Source organism: Cronobacter sp. 153480017-3 (genome assembly GCF_053627815.1).
The window spans coordinates 280,920-298,366 of record NZ_JBSEYN010000004.1; the positions used below are offsets into that span (position 1 = coordinate 280,920).

Below are 17,447 nucleotides of genomic sequence, written 5' to 3' on the forward strand. Positions count from 1 at the left end.
GCCTTTACAACGAATGCTTAGTGCTCAAATTGCCCTTGCTGGAAACGCGGAACGACTGAGCATGGGTCCTGATGAATAATGACGTCCGACCCCGGAAACCGGGACAGGATCGCCTGCTCCACCTGTTCGGCGATAAGATGCGCCTGAACCAGCGGCAGGTTGTCTTCCATTTCGAGATGAAGCTGGATAAAGCGGGTCGGCCCTGACTGCCGCGTACGCAGATCGTGTGCGCCACGAACGCCAGGCCAGGCGGCGACAATGTCGATTATCGCCTGGCGCTCGTCATCGGGCAGAGCCCGGTCGAGCAGCGACTGTATCGCTTCATAGCCCATCCGTAACGCACTATATAGAATCCAGACGCCAATCCCGAGCGCGAACAGCGCGTCGGCGCGATGCAGGCCATACCAGGAGAGGGCCAGCGCCACCAGAATAGCGCCGTTCATCATAACATCAGACTGATAATGAAGCATATCCGCCCGCACCGCCTGGCTGCGGGTTTTACGCACCACCCAGCGCTGAAATGTGACTAACATCAGCGTGGTAATAAGCGCGGCCACCGTCACGACAATGCCGACCAGCGGCGCGCGCATCGGCTCTGGCGTAATCAGATGCTGAATGCCGGTCAGGAAAAGAAACAGCGCCGAGCCGGAAATAAACATGCTTTGCGCGAGCGCCGCCAGCGATTCCGCTTTTCCGTGACCAAACGTATGTTCTTCATCGGCAGGCTGAAGCGAATAGCGCACCACTAAAAGATTGGTCAGCGACGCGGCGATATCCACCAGCGAATCCACCAGAGCGGCAAGAATGCTGACAGAGCCGGTATACCACCAGGCGAAAATTTTAATGATCAGCAGTAATGTTGCCACAAGCGTTGCGGCCAGCGCCGCCCGGCTCACCAGACGGCCATAATCATGATTCATAACGACTCCTGCGAAGGCATGTTGCCAGTATAACTAACCGTTCGCTGGAGTTTGATGAAATTCGTCTGACGCATGAAGGCAGTGAACGTTACAGCACCGTGAAAAAAGGGCAAAAAAAACCCCCACATCATGTGGGGGAAGACAGGGATGGTGTCTATGGCAAGGAAAACAGGGTTGTTACTGGTTACTACTACGGGTACTGCTACTTAAAAGCGGCAGCGCGGACTGGCGCTGCATCTGCGCAACCTCACGGAACTGTTCCATGCGTTGCTGGTGTTTCTTGTTTAAAACCGCTTGCTGCTCGGGCGTTAACAGGCGATACATCTGGTTTCTTACCTTCGCCATTTCAACCTGACGAGCCACTTGCTCCTGGGCCATTTTTTCCGCCTGAGCGCGCACAGCGTTTTCATCAAAATTTTCTGCGGTGACCAGCCTGTGCATGGCCTCCATTTCGCTAACATTAACAGGGGGCTGCTCATGCCGCGCTCGCTGCATCAAATCGCGCATTTGCTGGCGCTGATGCTCTGTTAAGTTAATACCGTCAAACATATGGCTCTGCACACTGTTGCGCTGCGTCAGCATGTCCGCCGGATGCCAGCTTTCGTCCGTCGGGACCTGTGCTGCCTGGCTGGTTAACGCACCGACAGCCAGCGTTGAGGCCATGACGGCGGCGGTAACTTTGCGCATCACTGACTCCTGGAAACTTATGTGCTGCGGTTCAACGAAATCCAGTCTACGATTCGGGCTGCAAACATGCGTCAGGGGGTGTAAAACAACGTAAAGTCATGGATTAGCGCGCCTTGATGACGTAATTTCTGCCTCGGAGGTACTGAAAATGAATAAAATCCTGTTAGTTGATGATGACCGCGAGCTGACGTCCCTGTTAAAGGAATTGCTCGACATGGAAGGGTTTAACGTCCTCGTAGCCCATGATGGCGAACAGGCGCTTGACCTCCTGGATGACAGCATCGACCTGCTTTTGCTCGACGTGATGATGCCGAAGAAAAACGGCATTGATACTTTGAAAGAGCTTCGCCAGACACACCAGACACCCGTCATTATGTTGACCGCGCGCGGCAGCGAGCTGGATCGCGTACTCGGCCTTGAGCTGGGCGCGGATGATTACCTGCCAAAACCGTTTAACGACCGCGAACTCGTGGCCCGTATTCGCGCCATTTTGCGCCGCTCGCACTGGAGCGAACAGCAGCAGAACAGCGATAACGGCTCGCCAACGCTGGAAGTGGACGCGCTCTGCTTAAACCCGGGCCGCCAGGAAGCGAGCTTCGATGGACAGACGCTGGAGCTCACCGGTACCGAATTCACCCTGCTCTATTTGCTCGCGCAGCATCTGGGCCAGGTGGTATCGCGCGAACATTTAAGCCAGGAAGTGCTCGGCAAACGCCTTACGCCGTTCGATCGCGCGATCGATATGCACATTTCTAACCTGCGTCGTAAATTGCCGGAGCGCAAAGACGGCCATCCGTGGTTTAAAACCCTGCGCGGACGCGGCTATCTGATGGTTTCCGCTTCATGATAGGCAGTCTTACCGCCCGCATCTTCGCCATTTTCTGGCTGACGCTGGCGCTGGTGTTAATGCTGGTCCTGATGCTGCCTAAGCTCGACAGCCGTCAGATGACGGAATTGCTGGAGAGCGAGCAGCGTCAGGGCACGATGATTGAGCAGCACGTCGAAGCTGAGCTTGCGAGCGACCCGCCCAACGATCTGATGTGGTGGCGGCGGCTGTTCCGCGCTATCGACAAATGGGCACCGCCGGGGCAGCGATTGCTGCTGGTTACCAGCGAAGGGCGCGTGATCGGCGCTGAGCGCAATGAAATGCAGATCATTCGCAACTTTATCGGCCAGTCTGATAACTCCGATCATCCGCAGAAGAAAAAATATGGCCGCGTGGAGCTGGTCGGGCCGTTTTCCGTGCGCGACGGTGAAGATAATTACCAGCTTTACCTGATCCGCCCGGCGAGCAATTCGCAGTCCGATTTTATCAACCTGCTGTTCGACCGCCCGCTGCTACTGCTGATTGTCACGATGCTGGTCAGCTCGCCGCTGCTGCTGTGGCTGGCGTGGAGCCTGGCGCGCCCGGCGCGTAAGCTTAAAAACGCCGCCGATGAAGTGGCTCAGGGCAACCTGCGCCAGCACCCGGAGCTGGAAGCCGGGCCGCAGGAGTTTATCGCCGCAGGCGCGAGTTTTAACCAGATGGTGACGGCGCTTGAGCGGATGATGACGACTCAGCAACGACTGCTTTCTGATATCTCCCACGAACTGCGCACACCGCTTACGCGTCTGCAACTGGGTACCGCGCTGCTGCGCCGCCGCAGCGGAGAGAGCAAAGAGCTTGAGCGCATCGAAACCGAGGCGCACCGGCTCGACAGCATGATTAACGATCTGCTGGTGATGTCGCGTAACCAGCAGAAAAACGCGCTGGTGAGCGAGACCATGAAAGCGAACCAGATCTGGGGCGAAGTCCTTGATAACGCCGCGTTTGAAGCCGAGCAGATGGGTAAATCATTTGAAGTGACGTATCCGCCGGGCCCGTGGCTGCTTTATGGCAACCCGAACGCACTGGAAAGCGCGCTGGAAAATATCGTACGCAACGCGCTGCGCTACTCGCACAGCAAGATTTCCGTGAGTTTTGCCGTGGATAAAGAAGGGATTACGATTAATGTCGATGATGACGGTCCGGGCGTCAGCCAGGCCGATCGGGAACAGATTTTCCGGCCGTTCTATCGCACTGACGAGGCGCGCGACCGCGAATCCGGTGGTACGGGTCTCGGCCTCGCTATCGTAGAAACCGCCGTTCAGCAGCATCGCGGCTGGGTGAAGGCAGACGACAGTCCGCTGGGCGGCCTGCGCCTGACGCTCTGGTTGCCGCTTTATCACCGCTCCTGAGGTCGCCCTCCCTCTGCGGGAGGGCATTGTTTCTCCTGCGCCCGCAGTGTTTACCCACCGGCAATTCTGTTATTCTGCGCGCCTCTGCACAAGGGGAGCCGTATGCTGAATATCGTCCTGTTTGAACCTGAAATTCCGCCCAACACCGGTAATATCATCCGTCTTTGCGCCAATACGGGCTTTCGCCTGCATATTATTGAGCCGATGGGTTTTACCTGGGATGATAAGCGCCTGCGCCGCGCCGGGCTGGATTACCACGAATTTACCGCCGTGATGCGCCATGCCGACTATGCCGCGTTTCTGGAAGCGGAAAAGCCGCAGCGCCTGTTTGCGCTCACCACCAAAGGCACGCCCGCGCACAGCGCGGTCAGCTATCAGGACGGCGATTATCTGATGTTCGGCCCGGAAACCCGCGGTCTGCCCGCCTCAATTCTGGACGTACTGCCACAAGATCAGAAGATCCGCATCCCGATGATGCCGGACAGCCGCAGCATGAACCTCTCCAACGCGGTTTCCGTCGTGGTGTACGAGGCCTGGCGGCAGCTTGGTTATCCAGGCGCGGTATTGCGCAGCTAAACGCCACCGTCAGAAACAACAAAGCCGCGCACCGCGCGGCTTTTTAATGCAAACCTTGCAGGCTCAGATGCCATCGCCGTACTCAAACCCGTGGTTGATGCCGTTGAAATGCTGATCCATATCCATCGACGGTTTATCGCTCTCAGGCTTACCGACAATACGCGCCGGGACGCCCGCCGCCGTGGTGTGCGGCGGCACCGGCTGAAGCACCACCGAGCCCGCGCCGATTTTCGCGCCGCGCCCGACCTCGATATTGCCAAGAATTTTCGCGCCCGCGCCAATCATCACGCCTTCGCGGATTTTCGGGTGGCGATCGCCGCTGGTTTTACCGGTACCGCCCAGCGTAACCGACTGCAGAATAGAAACGTCATCTTCCACCACGGCGGTTTCGCCGATCACAATGCCGGTCGCATGATCGAGCATGATCCCGCGGCCAATGGTCGCCGCCGGATGAATATCAACCTGAAAAGAGACCGACACCTGATTTTGCAGGAAAATCGCCAGCGCCTGACGCCCCTGTTTCCAGAGCCAGTGGCCGATGCGATAGGCCTGCAGGGCATGAAAACCTTTGAGATAGAGCAGCGGCGTGGAGTATTTATCCACCGCAGGATCGCGGGTGCGGACGGCCTGAATATCGCACGCGGCGGAGGCGATCATTTCCGGGTCTGCCCGGTACGCCTCTTCCACCACTTCACGAATGGCGATGGCAGGCATAATCGGCGACGCCAGCTTGTTCGCCAGCATGTAACTTAACGCGCTGCCCAGATTTTCGTGCTTAAGTAATGTCGCATGGTAAAAACTGGCCAGCATCGGCTCACAATCGGCCAGCTGACGGGCTTCGGCTTTAATATTCTTCCACACCAGATCCAGTTCTTCACACGGCATTGCTTTCTCCAGACAAACAAACAGCGGCCGACAAAACGGTTTGTCGGCACGCATCAATCATTACGGGCGCTCGTCCTTACTGGCTGCTTCGCTCATCCTTGCGGGTACGGCCCAGCAGCGTTAATGCTGCCTCGCGCGCATTTTTTCCGCAATAGAGTACCTGATAAATTTCCTCGGTTATTGGCATTTCCACGCCAACACGCGCCGCCAGCTCGCGCACCTCTTTGGTGTTGCGATAGCCTTCCACCACCTGACCGATCTTCTCCTGCGCGCTCTGCACATCAGCGCCCTGGCCGAGCATCATGCCGAAACGGCGGTTGCGCGACTGGTTGTCAGTACAGGTCAACACCAGATCGCCAAGGCCCGCCATGCCCATGAAGGTGGTCGGGTCCGCGCCGAGCGCTGCGCCCAGGCGAGACATCTCCGCAAGCCCGCGCGTAATCAGTGCGGTACGGGCGTTCGCGCCGAAGCCGATACCGTCAGACATCCCGGCACCGATAGCGATAACGTTTTTCACCGCGCCGCCAAGCTGCACGCCGATGAAATCCGGGTTGCTGTAAACGCGAAAACTTTTGCCACAGTGCAGAAGCTGCTGGAGATCGTCTGCGAATGTCTCGTCCGTCGCCGCCAGTGAAATCGCCGTTGGCAGCCCTGCCGCCAGCTCTTTGGCGAACGTCGGCCCGGAGATAACCGCAAGCGGAATCTCATCGCCCAGCGCCTCACGCGCCACATCCTGCAACAGCCTGCCCGTCTCCGCTTCAAGGCCTTTGGTCGCCCAGACCACGCGGGCATCGGGGCGCATCAGCGGTTTAATCTGGCGCAGCACCTGGCCAAACACATGGCTTGGCACCACCACCAGAATATTACGGCTGGCGGCAAGCGCTGTGGCTAAATCGCTCTCAAGATGAAGTGTATCCGGGAAAGGCACATCGGGAAGGAAAGCCGCATTGCAGCGGTCAGCCTGTAGCGTCGCGATATGCGCAGGGTCATGACCCCACAGCACGACGTGATGGCCGTTTCTTGCCAGTGTGATGGCAAGAGCGGTGCCGTAGGAGCCGGCACCGATGACTGTCATTGACGCATTAATGGTGTTCATCAGGCATCCTGATGGTTTGGCGCACCTTCAGCAGCCTGCTGCTGCAGATAGTTCATGAACAGCGCGTCGAAGTTAACCGGCGCAAGGTTCAGCTGCGGGAAAGTGCCGCGGGAAACCAGGTTGGTGATGCATTCGCGAGCGTACGGGAACAGGCTGTTCGGGCAGTAAGCCCCGAGGCAGTGCGCCATCTGGGTGCCTTCGATGCCGGAAATATTGAAAATACCTGCCTGCTGCACTTCGCAAAGGAAAGCGGTCTCTTCGCCCAGCGACGCGGTGACCGTCACGCGCAATACCACTTCGTAGACATCGTCAGCGAGCTGGCTGGAGGCAGTATCCAGATCCAGTTTCACTTCCGGCTGCCAGTCTTTCTGAAACACGTGCGGCGCATTCGGTGCTTCAAAAGAGATGTCTTTGGTGTAGATGCGCAGAAGCTGAAAATTCATTTCAGTGTTGTTTTGTTCTGACATGAGCGAAAACCCTTTGTATGTAATGTCCTTAAATGTGCCGTCACGGCTTAAGCGCACTAGCGCAGCAGAGGATCGAGTCCGCCGCGCGCATCCAGTGCATGCAGGTCGTCGCAGCCGCCAATGTGCTGACCGTCGATAAAGATCTGCGGTACAGTGGTGCGGCCACTACGCTGAATCATTTCTTCCCGTTTGGCGGTGTCGCCGTCAATGGGCAGCTCGAGGAAAGCGGCACCTTTGCTGTTCAGCAGGGCCTTCGCACGATGGCAATACGGGCAGGTTGCTTTGGTATACATTTCGATATTAGCCATGTCGTTACCTCTTATGAAAATTATTTACCACGCACCAGCGGCAGGTTTTCACCACTCCAGCCAGCGACGCCTTCTTTCAGCACATACACCTGTTCAAACCCGGCGTTCGTCAGCGCCGTCGCTGATTCCTGTGCCGTCAGGCCGTTGCCGTCAACCACGATAACCGGCTTCGCTTTATGCTTGTCCAGTTCGCCCACGTTGTTGGCTTTGATATCGGCAGGCAGCACGTTCATGGCGCTGGCGATATGGCCTTTGCGGAAGTCGTCGCGCTGGCGGATATCCACTACCACGGCATCTTCTTTGTTGATAAGACGCGTCGCTTCACCACGCGTAATCACCTTCACTTTAGAGGTCAGGCTTTTGAAAGTGGTGTAAATCACCGCCGCGAGTAACGCAATCCACGCGATACTAAGTATGGGGTGGCGGCCAACGAATTGCATAATTTCTTGCATGGGGGGGTCAAACTCCCGACTCAGTAAAAAAACCAGGTGTGGAGTATACCTGCGCGCTGTGTCAATTACAGCCAGTACAAGGCAGGTTGTGTGTTTTCTGCGGCGCGTTACGAAAAAAAGAATGAAATGCGCCGTCACGCTTGCACGCTCCGGCCTGTTCTTTGATCTTCTGCGGCTATTTGCCCTCAGGCGGTGTAGTAAAATTACGCCAATTTTTTCGTCTTTGACGCATGAGGTTCTGCAATGTCGCTTACTAAAAAACCTGTCGTATTAGTGATTCTGGATGGCTATGGCTACCGTGAAGATAGCCAGGATAACGCTATTTCCGCCGCCAAAACGCCTGTGATGGACAGCCTGTGGGCCAACCGTCCGCACACCTTAATTGATGCCTCTGGCCTTGAAGTCGGCCTGCCGGACCGTCAGATGGGCAACTCGGAAGTCGGTCATGTCAACCTGGGTGCCGGTCGCATCGTGTATCAGGATCTCACGCGTCTGGATGTGGAAATCAAAGAGCGCACTTTCTTTGAAAACCCGGTGCTGACTGCCGCTGTGGATAAAGCCGTCGCTGCAGGCAAAGCCGTACACATTATGGGTCTGGCGTCGCCGGGCGGCGTACACAGCCATGAAGATCATATCCTGGCGATGATTGAACTGGCCGCCGCTCGCGGCGCAGAGAAAATCTACCTGCACGCATTCCTGGACGGCCGTGATACGCCGCCGCGCAGCGCAAAAGCGTCGCTTGAGAAATTCGCGGCGAAATTTGCCGAAGTCGGTAAAGGCCGCATCGCCTCTATCATTGGTCGCTATTTCGCGATGGATCGCGACAACCGCTGGGACCGCGTGGAGCAGGCGTATGACTTGCTGACGCTGGCGAAAGGCGAATATGAAGCGCAAAACGCGGTGGCCGGCCTTGAAGCCGCCTACGCGCGTGATGAAAACGATGAATTCGTTAAAGCGACTGTGATTCGTGGTGAAGGCGAAGCGTCTGCCGCAATGGAAGATGGCGACGCGCTGATTTTCATGAACTTCCGCGCCGACCGTGCGCGTCAGATAACCCGCGCGTTTGTAAACCGCGATTTCGAAGGCTTTAGCCGTAAGAAAGTCGTGAAGTTCGCGGATTTTGTCATGCTGACGGAATATGCAGCGGATATCCGCACCGCCTGCGCTTACCCGCCGGCCTCGCTGCTGAACACCTTCGGTGAATGGATGGCGAAACATGACAAAACCCAGCTGCGCATCTCCGAAACCGAGAAATACGCGCATGTGACCTTCTTCTTTAACGGCGGCGTGGAAGAGCCGTTCCCGGGCGAAGACCGCATTCTGATTAATTCGCCGAAAGTCGCGACCTACGATCTGCAGCCGGAAATGAGCTCCGCTGAGCTTACCGAAAAACTGGTCGGCGCGATTAACAGCGGCAAATATGACGCCATTATCTGCAACTACCCGAACGGCGATATGGTCGGCCATACCGGCGTCTTTGACGCGGCTGTCGCGGCGGTGGAAGCGCTGGATAACTGCATCGCGCAGGTAACCCGCGCCGTTGAGGCCGCAGGCGGTCAGATGCTTATCACCGCTGACCACGGCAACGCCGAGCAGATGCGCGATCCGGCAACAGGCCAGGCGCACACCGCGCACACTAACCTGCCGGTGCCGCTGATTTACGTGGGCAATAAAGCCGTGAAAGCCGTGGACGGCGGCAAGCTCTCTGATATCGCGCCGACCCTGCTGACGCTGATGGGGATGGAAATCCCGCAAGAGATGACTGGCAAGCCGCTGTTCATCGTGGAATAATCCCTCCCCATGAGGGGAAAGGCGATTTTTTCAATGACATGGGGCAACAGGCCGTTTCGGTTCTCACTTAAGCCCCTGCTTTACGCCAGCGCGCTCAGCGCTGGCGTATTGTTATGCCCGCTTTCCGCCCACGCGGATGACCGCGATCAGCTTAAATCCATCCAGGATGATATCGCCGCCAAAGAGCGCGCCGTGCGCCAGCAACAGCAGCAGCGCGCGAAACTGCTCGCCCAGCTGAAAAGCCAGGAGCAGGCGATCGCCGCCGCCAGCCGCAAGCTGCGCGAAACCCAGAATACGCTGGCGGAGCTTAACCGTCAGATAGTCCAGATGAACGACTCCATCGCAAAGCTTGAGAAGCAGAAAGCAGCCCAGGAACGTAACCTGGCGGCTCAGCTTGATGCGGCGTTCCGTCAGGGGCAACACAGCGGCCTTCAGCTGATCCTGAGCGGCGAAGAGAGCCAGCGCGGCCAGCGTTTACAGGTTTATTTCGGCTATCTCAACGAAGCGCGACAGGAAACCATTGCCCAGCTCAAGCAAACCCGCGAAGAAGTCGCCACGCAAAAAGCGGAGCTTGAAGAGAAGCAGACGCAGCAGCAGACACTGCTTTACGAGCAGCAGGCGCAACAGGCGAAGCTGGAGCAGGCCCGTAACGAACGTAAGAAAACCCTCGGTGCGCTGGATTCTTCCATTCAGGAAGGGCAGCAGCAGCTAAGCGAGCTGCGCGCCAACGAATCGCGCCTGCGCGATCGCATCGCCCGTGCGGAAGCGGCGGCCAAAGCGCGCGCCGAACGCGAGGCGCGTGAAGCCGAGCAGGTTCGCTCCCGTCAGAAAGAAGCCTCACGCAAAGGCACCACCTATAAACCTTCCGACAGCGAGCGTTCACTGATGGCGCGCACCGGCGGGCTCGGCTCGCCGAACGGTCAGGCATTCTGGCCGGTACGCGGTCCGTTGCTACACCGTTATGGCGAACAGCTGCAAGGTGAACTACGTTGGAAAGGCATCGTTATCGGTGCCAGCGAAGGCACCGAGGTGAAAGCCATCGCCGACGGGCGCGTTATCCTTGCCGACTGGCTGCAGGGTTATGGTCTGGTCGTGGTGGTTGAGCACGGCAAAGGCGACATGAGCCTTTACGGTTACAACCAGAGCGCGCTGGTGAACGTGGGCGCGCAGGTCCGCGCCGGTCAGCCCATCGCGCTGGTGGGTAACAGCGGCGGTCAGGGTCGTCCTTCACTCTATTTTGAAATTCGCCGTCAGGGTCAGGCGGTCAATCCACAACCGTGGTTGGGAAGATAAGTTTTGCTTCAGTTGCGTCGTCTTGTTTTTGTTCTCGCCGGTTCGCTGGCACTCGCCGCTCCCGCCCTTGCCGGCAAACTCGCTATCGTGATTGATGATTTCGGCTATCGCCCGAGCACCGAAAACCAGGTGCTGGCGATGCCTGCCGAAGTCTCCGTCGCCGTGCTGCCTAATGCGCCGCACGCCCGCGAAATGGCGACTAAAGCCCATAATCAGGGACATGACGTGCTCATCCACCTGCCGATGGCGCCGCTCAGCAAACAGCCGCTGGAAAAAGACACGCTGCGCCCGGATATGAGCGCTGATGAAATCGCGCGTATTATTCGCGAAGCGGTAAACAGCGTGCCTTACGCCATCGGCATGAATAACCATATGGGCAGCGCGATGACATCAAGTCTTCCAGGTATGCAGAAAGTGATGGCGTCGCTCGCGCACTACAATCTCTTTTTCCTCGATAGCATGACCATCGGTAACAGCCAGGCCATGCGCGCCGCCGCAGGCACCGGCGTGAAAGTCATCAAGCGTAAAGTCTTTCTGGACGACACCCAGAACGACGCGGATATTCGTTATCAGTTTAACCGCGCGGTCGCGCTGGCGCGCCGTAATGGCTCGGCGATTGCTATCGGGCACCCTCACCCGTCAACGGTACGCGTGCTCCAGCAAATGCTCTACAGTCTGCCGCCCGACATTACGCTGGTGCGCGCGAGCAGCCTGCTGAACGAGCCGCAGGTGGATACATCAAGACCAAACGTCGCGCCGCCTTCACAGACCGTGCCGACCGCGCCGCGTAACCCGTTCCGTGGTGTGAAGCTTTGCAAGCCGAAACGCCAGCCTGAGCCGGTCTATGCCACGCGTTTCTTTACGGTGATCGGCGAAAGCGTCAGCCAGAGCCCGCTGGTGAGTTATTTGCGTCATCAATGGCAAGGATGGGGCAAACAGTCCTGAATAAAAAACCCGCCGGAAGGCGGGTTTTTTATTAGCGAGGGAGCGGTGAGTCAGAATGTTTTTTTACCGGCACCTTTTTTTTATCGCCGTGCGCATACCAGGCTTTGAAGTATTTGAGGAAGCTGTAAAACGTGGCATATAAGCCCGTTACCAGCCCTACCCTGCCCTGTCGCCAGGCACCGCTAAACAGATACCATTTAAAAAACGCGCCGATCGCGCTTATCACACCGCGAAGCAGCGACGGACGCACTTTTTTATATTTCACCAGCCGCGTCGTATAACTGTTTAATTTATTAAAAACTTCATGCAACGAGTAAAACGTATCGTGACGAACATAGCCGGGAATTTTTACCGTCTGTAACTGCCCTTCCACTTTGTCATCCACAGGGCGATCGTTAAATCGCGCCGAACGACGGTTAAAAAGCCGGACTGGGAAATCGGGCGATGAGATGGGATAAATGGTGCGTACAGGCTCGCCAAGTACATGCCAGTAGCGGGAAATTCGCCAGGCCTGATCAGGGCGCGGTTCGTCACCTGCTTTCAGCGCCAGAATAAAATCGACGGTTTCATCATCGAGGATTTCATCGCTGTCCATACAGAGCACCCAGTCATGCGAGGCAAGGCTAATCGCATGATTCATCTGCTGGCCGTGCATAGCATAAGGGTGAAAATGCGGCGTAATGCCATATTCATGACAAATCGCCACGGTGTCGTCATGGCTGCCGGAATCCAGCACCACCATTTCATCAGCGATAATCAACAATGGTGGTAACACTTCACGCAGCAAGCGCGCAGAGTTGCAGGTCAGAACGCAAACGGAGAGTTTAAGCATAGTGATTCACAACATTTAACCAGGCCTGAACAAACAATATAGGCTCGGCAGGCAAAAACGATAAAGAAAAAGTGCGCAAATGTGGCGTAAGTCCAGAATCAGCCACGATATTTTTTTCTGTCTACGCTGACGAACAGCCTGTCATGGCGATAAAGGGCGCGTACACGGGCCTGCAGCGATAAGAGATTGGCTCAACAATAACGGGCTTGCGTGACGTAGATAACGATTAGCAGAGAAATTACCAACAACAAAACGCTCGAAATACGCAGGCCCTATTTCGTGGACTTTTGTTCTAACAGAATAGACATGAAGACGCGGATTGTATTTTATTTTTTCTGACGACACTTTTAAATACATGCAAAAAAAAGCCCACCGCTCTTTTACAAAGAGAGCCAGGTATTGACGTGATATTGCGTGTAAAAAAGGGAATTATAAAAATCGAGGCAGACGGTAGCAATTCGCTTTTATAAAGTCAAATCGCTGAAAATAGTAGCGGCGCCAGAGATAGGCGCCGCCAGTAATGATTAATCCCAGCTCAGGATCACCTTCCCGGACTGGCCGGAACGCATAGCGTCGAAGCCTTTCTGGAAATCGTCGATGGCGAAGCGGTGCGTGATAATCGGCGACAGATCGAGGCCAGACTGAATGAGCGCGGCCATTTTGTACCAGGTTTCAAACATCTCGCGGCCATAAATACCTTTGATGAAGAGCCCTTTGAAAATGACTTTGTTCCAGTCGATGGACATATCGGAGGGCGGAATGCCAAGCATCGCAATACGCCCGCCGTGGTTCATGGTGTCCAGCATGGTGCGGAACGCCGGCGGCGCGCCGGACATCTCAAGGCCCACATCGAAGCCTTCGGTCATGCCCAGTTCGTTCATCACGTTCTGCAGGCTTTCGTTCGCGACGTTCACCGCGCGGGTTACGCCCATTTTGCGCGCCAGCGATAAGCGATACTCATTCACATCGGTAATCACGACATTACGCGCGCCGACGTGTTTCGCCACTGCTGCCGCCATGATGCCGATCGGGCCTGCGCCAGAAACCAGCACATCTTCACCGACCAGATCAAACGAGAGCGCGGTGTGGACGGCGTTGCCGAACGGGTCAAAGATGGAAGCCAGATCGTCAGAGATATTGTCCGGGATTTTGAACGCGTTGAACGCCGGGATCACCAGATATTCCGCGAAACAGCCCGGACGGTTGACGCCCACGCCAACGGTGTTGCGGCACAGATGCGTGCGCCCGCCGCGGCAGTTACGGCAGTGGCCGCAGGTAATATGGCCTTCGCCGCTGACGCGATCGCCGATTTTAAAGCCTTTCACTTCTTGGCCAATGCCGACCACTTCGCCGACATATTCATGCCCGACGACCATCGGCACCGGAATGGTCTTCTGCGACCATTCATCCCAGTTGTAAATGTGCACATCGGTGCCGCAAATCGCGGTTTTGCGAATTTTGATCAGCAGATCGTTATGACCCACTTCTGGCTCCGGCACATCGGTCATCCAGATGCCTTCTGCCGGTTTCAGTTTTGATAATGCTTTCATTTCACGCCCTCAGGCAATCACGCCTAACTGTTTACCGATGCGGGTAAACGCATCGACCGCACGTTCAATTTGTTCAGGAGTATGCGCCGCCGACATCTGGGTGCGAATACGCGCCTGGCCTTTCGGCACCACCGGATAGAAGAAGCCGGTCACGTAAATGCCCTCTTTTTGCAGCTCGCGGGCGAATTCCTGCGCGATAACGGCATCGCCCAGCATTACCGGGATAATGGCGTGATCGGCGCCCGCCAGCGTAAAGCCCGCCGCCGTCATCTTCTCGCGGAACAGACGCGCGTTGGACCACAGACGCGCACGCAGATCAGCGCCGGATTCCACCATCTCCAGCACCTTAATGGACGCCGCGACAATCGCCGGTGCCAGGGAATTAGAGAAGAGATACGGACGTGAGCGCTGGCGCAGCCATTCGACGACCTCTTTGCGCGCCGCAGTATAGCCGCCGGACGCGCCGCCAAGCGCTTTGCCCAGCGTGCCGGTGATAATGTCCACGCGGCCCATCACGTCACAATATTCATGTGAACCGCGCCCGTTTTCGCCGACAAAACCGACCGCGTGGGAATCATCCACCATGACCAGCGCGTCATATTTATCCGCCAGATCGCACACGCCTTTCAGGTTGGCGATCACGCCGTCCATCGAGAACACGCCGTCTGTCGCGATAAGAATATGGCGCGCGCCCGCTTCACGGGCCTCTTTCAGACGCGCTTCCAGCTCCTGCATATCGTTATTGGCGTAACGGAAACGCTTTGCTTTACACAGGCGCACGCCGTCGATGATGGAAGCATGGTTCAGCGCATCGGAGATAATCGCGTCTTCCGGGCCGAGCAGCGTTTCAAACAGCCCGCCGTTAGCATCAAAGCAGGAAGAGTAAAGAATGGCGTCTTCCATGCCGAGAAACGCGGCCAGCTTATTTTCGAGCAGCTTGTGGCTGTCCTGGGTGCCGCAGATAAAGCGCACCGAGGCCATGCCGAAGCCGTGAGTGTCCATGCCCTGCTTCGCCGCAGCGATAAGCTCAGGGTGATTCGCCAGACCAAGATAGTTGTTGGCGCAAAAGTTGATGACGTGGCTGCCGTCTGCCACCTGGATATCCGCCTGCTGGGCGGAGGTGATGATTCGTTCTTCCTTAAACAAGCCTTCGGCGCGCGCCGTTTCTAAATCGGCGGAAAGCTGTTGGTAAAAATCCCCTCGCATTGCAATTCTCCAGACATGAGCCAGTTCGGCACATATTATTACCCAAAGCTATGGGCAGAGACGAGATGACGAAGCACCGATTCTTTGTTTTGCAGCATAAATCACGCGAGACGGGCAAACTTGCTACGGCTGAAACGGCCAATGGCTGTAGGGCAACCAATGTGATGGTATGATTGATACTATTCACGCCGGAGATTTTTCCCGGCTCACATTCTGAAGGACAGGCTTATGATTATCGTTACCGGCGGCGCGGGTTTTATCGGCAGCAACATTGTTAAGGCTCTGAACGACATCGGCTATACCGACATTCTGGTGGTGGACAACCTGAAAGACGGCACCAAGTTCGTCAACCTGGTGGATCTGAATATCGCCGATTACATGGATAAAGAAGATTTCCAGGTGCAGATCATGTCTGGCGAGGAGTTCGGCGAGGTTGAAGCCGTGTTCCACGAAGGCGCCTGCTCATCCACTACCGAGTGGGACGGCAAGTACATGATGGACAACAACTATCAGTACTCCAAAGAGCTGCTGCACTACTGCCTGGAGCGCGAAATTCCGTTCCTGTACGCCTCTTCCGCCGCCACCTACGGCGGGCGCACCTCTGACTTTATCGAATCACGCGAATATGAGAAGCCGCTGAACGTATACGGCTACTCGAAATTCCTGTTCGATGAATATGTTCGCCAGATCCTGCCGGAAGCGAACTCGCAGATCACCGGCTTCCGTTACTTTAACGTCTACGGACCGCGCGAAGGCCATAAAGGCAGCATGGCGAGCGTGGCGTTCCACCTCAATACGCAACTGAACAACGGCGAAAGCCCGAAACTGTTTGAAGGCAGCGAAAACTTCAAGCGCGACTTCATCTACGTGGGCGACGTGGCCGCAGTAAACCTGTGGTTCTGGCAGAACGGCGTATCCGGCATTTTCAACTGCGGCACCGGCCGTGCGGAGTCGTTCCAGGCCGTGGCGGATGCCGCGCTGGCCTTCCATAAAAAAGGCAGCATCGAATACATCCCGTTCCCGGAAAAACTCAAAGGCCGCTATCAGGCGTTTACTCAGGCCGATCTCACTAACCTGCGCGCTGCGGGCTACGACAAGCCGTTTAAAACCGTTGCCGAAGGGGTCGCGGAATATATGGCCTGGCTGAACCGCGACGCATAAGCAGGCTGATGCATGAAAATACTGGTGATCGGCCCGTCATGGGTGGGCGACATGATGATGTCGCAAAGTCTCTATCGCACGCTCCGGGCACGTTATCCGCAGGCGGTGATTGATGTGATGGCACCCGCGTGGTGCCGTCCACTGCTGTCGCGTATGCCGGAGGTGAATGAGGCGATCCCCATGCCGCTCGGCCACGGCGCGCTGGGGCTTGGCGAGCGCCGTCGTCTGGGCCATAGCCTGCGTGAACGCCGCTACGATCGCGCGTACGTGCTGCCAAACTCATTCAAATCGGCGCTGGTGCCGTTTTTCGCAGGTATCCCGCACCGCACCGGCTGGCGCGGCGAGATGCGCTACGGCCTGCTTAACGATGTTCGTGTGCTGGATAAACAGGCATGGCCGCTGATGGTCGAGCGTTATGTCGCGCTGGCCTACGATAAGGGCGTGATGCAGTCGGCAAAAGATTTGCCGCAGCCCTTACTCTGGCCGCAACTGCTGGTCACGGACGCGGAAAAAAGCCAGACCTGCGCGCAGTTCGCGCTTTCCGCCGAGCGCCCGATAATCGGCTTCTGCCCTGGCGCGGAGTTTGGCCCGGCGAAACGCTGGCCGCATTATCACTACGCAGAGCTGGCAAAACAGCTGATTGACGAAGGTTATCAGGTGGCGCTGTTTGGCTCGGCGAAAGATCACGAAGCGGGCAATGAAATCCTCGCGGCGCTCAGTGTTGAACAGCAGGCGTGGTGCCGCAATCTCGCGGGCGAGACCCAGCTTGAGCAGGCCGTGGTGCTGATTGCCGCCTGTAAAGCCGTGGTGACCAATGATTCCGGCCTGATGCATGTGGCCGCCGCGCTCGATCGCCCGCTGGTCGCGCTCTACGGCCCGAGCAGCCCGGATTTCACGCCGCCGCTGTCGCATAAGGCCAAAGTGATTCGTCTCATCACCGGCTACCATAAAGTGCGTAAAGGCGACGCCGCTGAGGGCTACCACCAGAGTCTTATCGACATTACGCCTGCCCGCGTTCTGGAGACGCTCAACGAACTGCTGCTGAACGAGGAAGCCTGACG

At 56.8% G+C, this 17,447-nt stretch carries 18 protein-coding genes; 8 read left to right on the forward strand and 10 right to left on the reverse strand.

Going from position 1 to position 17,447, the window contains the following annotated elements; translation table 11 throughout:
• Positions 1–17: 17 nt before the first annotated feature.
• A complete protein-coding gene (gene fieF, locus ACUW6V_RS12070; RefSeq protein ID WP_004388499.1) occupies positions 18–920 on the reverse strand; it encodes a CDF family cation-efflux transporter FieF in 903 nt (300 codons plus the stop codon).
• 177 nt (positions 921–1,097) lie between these two features.
• Positions 1,098–1,607 carry a cell-envelope stress modulator CpxP gene (cpxP, locus tag ACUW6V_RS12075; RefSeq protein WP_032987644.1) on the reverse strand — a complete coding sequence of 170 codons (510 nt, stop codon included), beginning with the start codon at positions 1,605–1,607 and terminating at the stop codon, positions 1,098–1,100.
• A 148-nt stretch (positions 1,608–1,755) separates the two neighbouring features.
• Between cpxP and cpxR the strand changes: the two genes are divergently transcribed.
• The 3 genes from cpxR to trmL all read left to right on the forward strand — a co-directional run bounded on the left by cpxR (position 1,756) and on the right by trmL (position 4,400).
• The gene (gene cpxR, locus ACUW6V_RS12080) at positions 1,756–2,454 is read left to right on the forward strand and encodes an envelope stress response regulator transcription factor CpxR (RefSeq protein WP_007895453.1); all 699 of its coding nucleotides are present in this window, start codon (positions 1,756–1,758) and stop codon (positions 2,452–2,454) included.
• Positions 2,451–3,824, forward strand: coding sequence for an envelope stress sensor histidine kinase CpxA (cpxA, locus tag ACUW6V_RS12085; protein ID WP_007797501.1), 1,374 nt, complete (start codon positions 2,451–2,453; stop codon positions 3,822–3,824). The genes cpxR and cpxA overlap by 4 nt, the downstream gene beginning before the upstream one ends.
• 102 nt (positions 3,825–3,926) lie before the next feature.
• Positions 3,927–4,400 carry a tRNA (uridine(34)/cytosine(34)/5-carboxymethylaminomethyluridine(34)-2'-O)-methyltransferase TrmL gene (gene trmL, locus ACUW6V_RS12090; RefSeq protein WP_454038402.1) on the forward strand — a complete coding sequence of 158 codons (474 nt, stop codon included), beginning with the start codon at positions 3,927–3,929 and terminating at the stop codon, positions 4,398–4,400.
• Between the two features lie 63 nt (positions 4,401–4,463).
• Here the strand turns inward: trmL and cysE are convergent, their stop codons facing one another.
• From cysE to ACUW6V_RS12115, 5 genes are all read right to left on the reverse strand, one after another.
• Positions 4,464–5,285: a serine O-acetyltransferase gene (gene cysE / locus ACUW6V_RS12095; RefSeq protein WP_004388495.1), complete on the reverse strand. Its 822-nt coding sequence runs from the start codon at positions 5,283–5,285 to the stop codon at positions 4,464–4,466.
• A gap of 76 nt (positions 5,286–5,361) precedes the next feature.
• Entirely contained in the window at positions 5,362–6,381 is a 1,020-nt protein-coding gene (gene gpsA / locus ACUW6V_RS12100) for an NAD(P)H-dependent glycerol-3-phosphate dehydrogenase (RefSeq protein WP_004388494.1), read from the reverse strand.
• The gene (secB, locus tag ACUW6V_RS12105; protein ID WP_004388493.1) at positions 6,381–6,848 is read right to left on the reverse strand and encodes a protein-export chaperone SecB; all 468 of its coding nucleotides are present in this window, start codon (positions 6,846–6,848) and stop codon (positions 6,381–6,383) included. Before secB ends, gpsA begins: the two co-directional genes overlap by 1 nt.
• A 56-nt stretch (positions 6,849–6,904) precedes the next feature.
• Complete coding sequence (gene grxC / locus ACUW6V_RS12110; protein WP_004388492.1) at positions 6,905–7,156, reverse strand: glutaredoxin 3; 252 nt, start codon at positions 7,154–7,156, stop codon at positions 6,905–6,907.
• 20 nt (positions 7,157–7,176) lie between these two features.
• Positions 7,177–7,608, reverse strand: coding sequence for a rhodanese-like domain-containing protein (locus ACUW6V_RS12115; protein ID WP_004388491.1), 432 nt, complete (start codon positions 7,606–7,608; stop codon positions 7,177–7,179).
• Positions 7,609–7,851: 243 nt separating this feature from the next.
• Here ACUW6V_RS12115 and gpmM point away from each other — a divergent pair, with 243 nt between their 5' ends.
• The 3 genes from gpmM to ACUW6V_RS12130 are packed head-to-tail and all read left to right on the forward strand — an operon-like array spanning position 7,852 to position 11,637.
• Positions 7,852–9,399: a 2,3-bisphosphoglycerate-independent phosphoglycerate mutase gene (gene gpmM, locus ACUW6V_RS12120; protein ID WP_097570958.1), complete on the forward strand. Its 1,548-nt coding sequence runs from the start codon at positions 7,852–7,854 to the stop codon at positions 9,397–9,399.
• A gap of 33 nt (positions 9,400–9,432) precedes the next feature.
• On the forward strand, positions 9,433–10,692 hold the full coding sequence (gene envC / locus ACUW6V_RS12125; RefSeq protein ID WP_454038403.1) for a murein hydrolase activator EnvC: 1,260 nt from the start codon (positions 9,433–9,435) through the stop codon (positions 10,690–10,692).
• Positions 10,693–10,695: 3 nt separating this feature from the next.
• Entirely contained in the window at positions 10,696–11,637 is a 942-nt protein-coding gene (locus ACUW6V_RS12130; RefSeq protein WP_454038404.1) for a divergent polysaccharide deacetylase family protein, read from the forward strand.
• 31 nt (positions 11,638–11,668) lie between these two features.
• On the opposite strand, the gene ACUW6V_RS12135 is transcribed toward ACUW6V_RS12130, so the two are convergent.
• The 3 genes from ACUW6V_RS12135 to kbl form a co-directional block, all read right to left on the reverse strand.
• A complete protein-coding gene (locus ACUW6V_RS12135; protein WP_004388487.1) occupies positions 11,669–12,469 on the reverse strand; it encodes a glycosyltransferase family 2 protein in 801 nt (266 codons plus the stop codon).
• A 524-nt stretch (positions 12,470–12,993) separates the two neighbouring features.
• Positions 12,994–14,019: an L-threonine 3-dehydrogenase gene (gene tdh / locus ACUW6V_RS12140; protein ID WP_454038405.1), complete on the reverse strand. Its 1,026-nt coding sequence runs from the start codon at positions 14,017–14,019 to the stop codon at positions 12,994–12,996.
• Between the two features lie 9 nt (positions 14,020–14,028).
• Positions 14,029–15,225, reverse strand: coding sequence for a glycine C-acetyltransferase (gene kbl / locus ACUW6V_RS12145; protein ID WP_007895441.1), 1,197 nt, complete (start codon positions 15,223–15,225; stop codon positions 14,029–14,031).
• Positions 15,226–15,453: 228 nt separating this feature from the next.
• On the opposite strand from kbl, the gene rfaD reads away from it, so the two are divergent.
• Both rfaD and rfaF read left to right on the forward strand, forming a co-directional pair.
• Complete coding sequence (rfaD, locus tag ACUW6V_RS12150) at positions 15,454–16,386, forward strand: ADP-glyceromanno-heptose 6-epimerase (protein ID WP_004388484.1); 933 nt, start codon at positions 15,454–15,456, stop codon at positions 16,384–16,386.
• A gap of 12 nt (positions 16,387–16,398) precedes the next feature.
• Positions 16,399–17,445, forward strand: coding sequence for an ADP-heptose--LPS heptosyltransferase RfaF (rfaF, locus tag ACUW6V_RS12155; RefSeq protein ID WP_007895439.1), 1,047 nt, complete (start codon positions 16,399–16,401; stop codon positions 17,443–17,445).
• Positions 17,446–17,447: the final 2 nt, after the last annotated feature.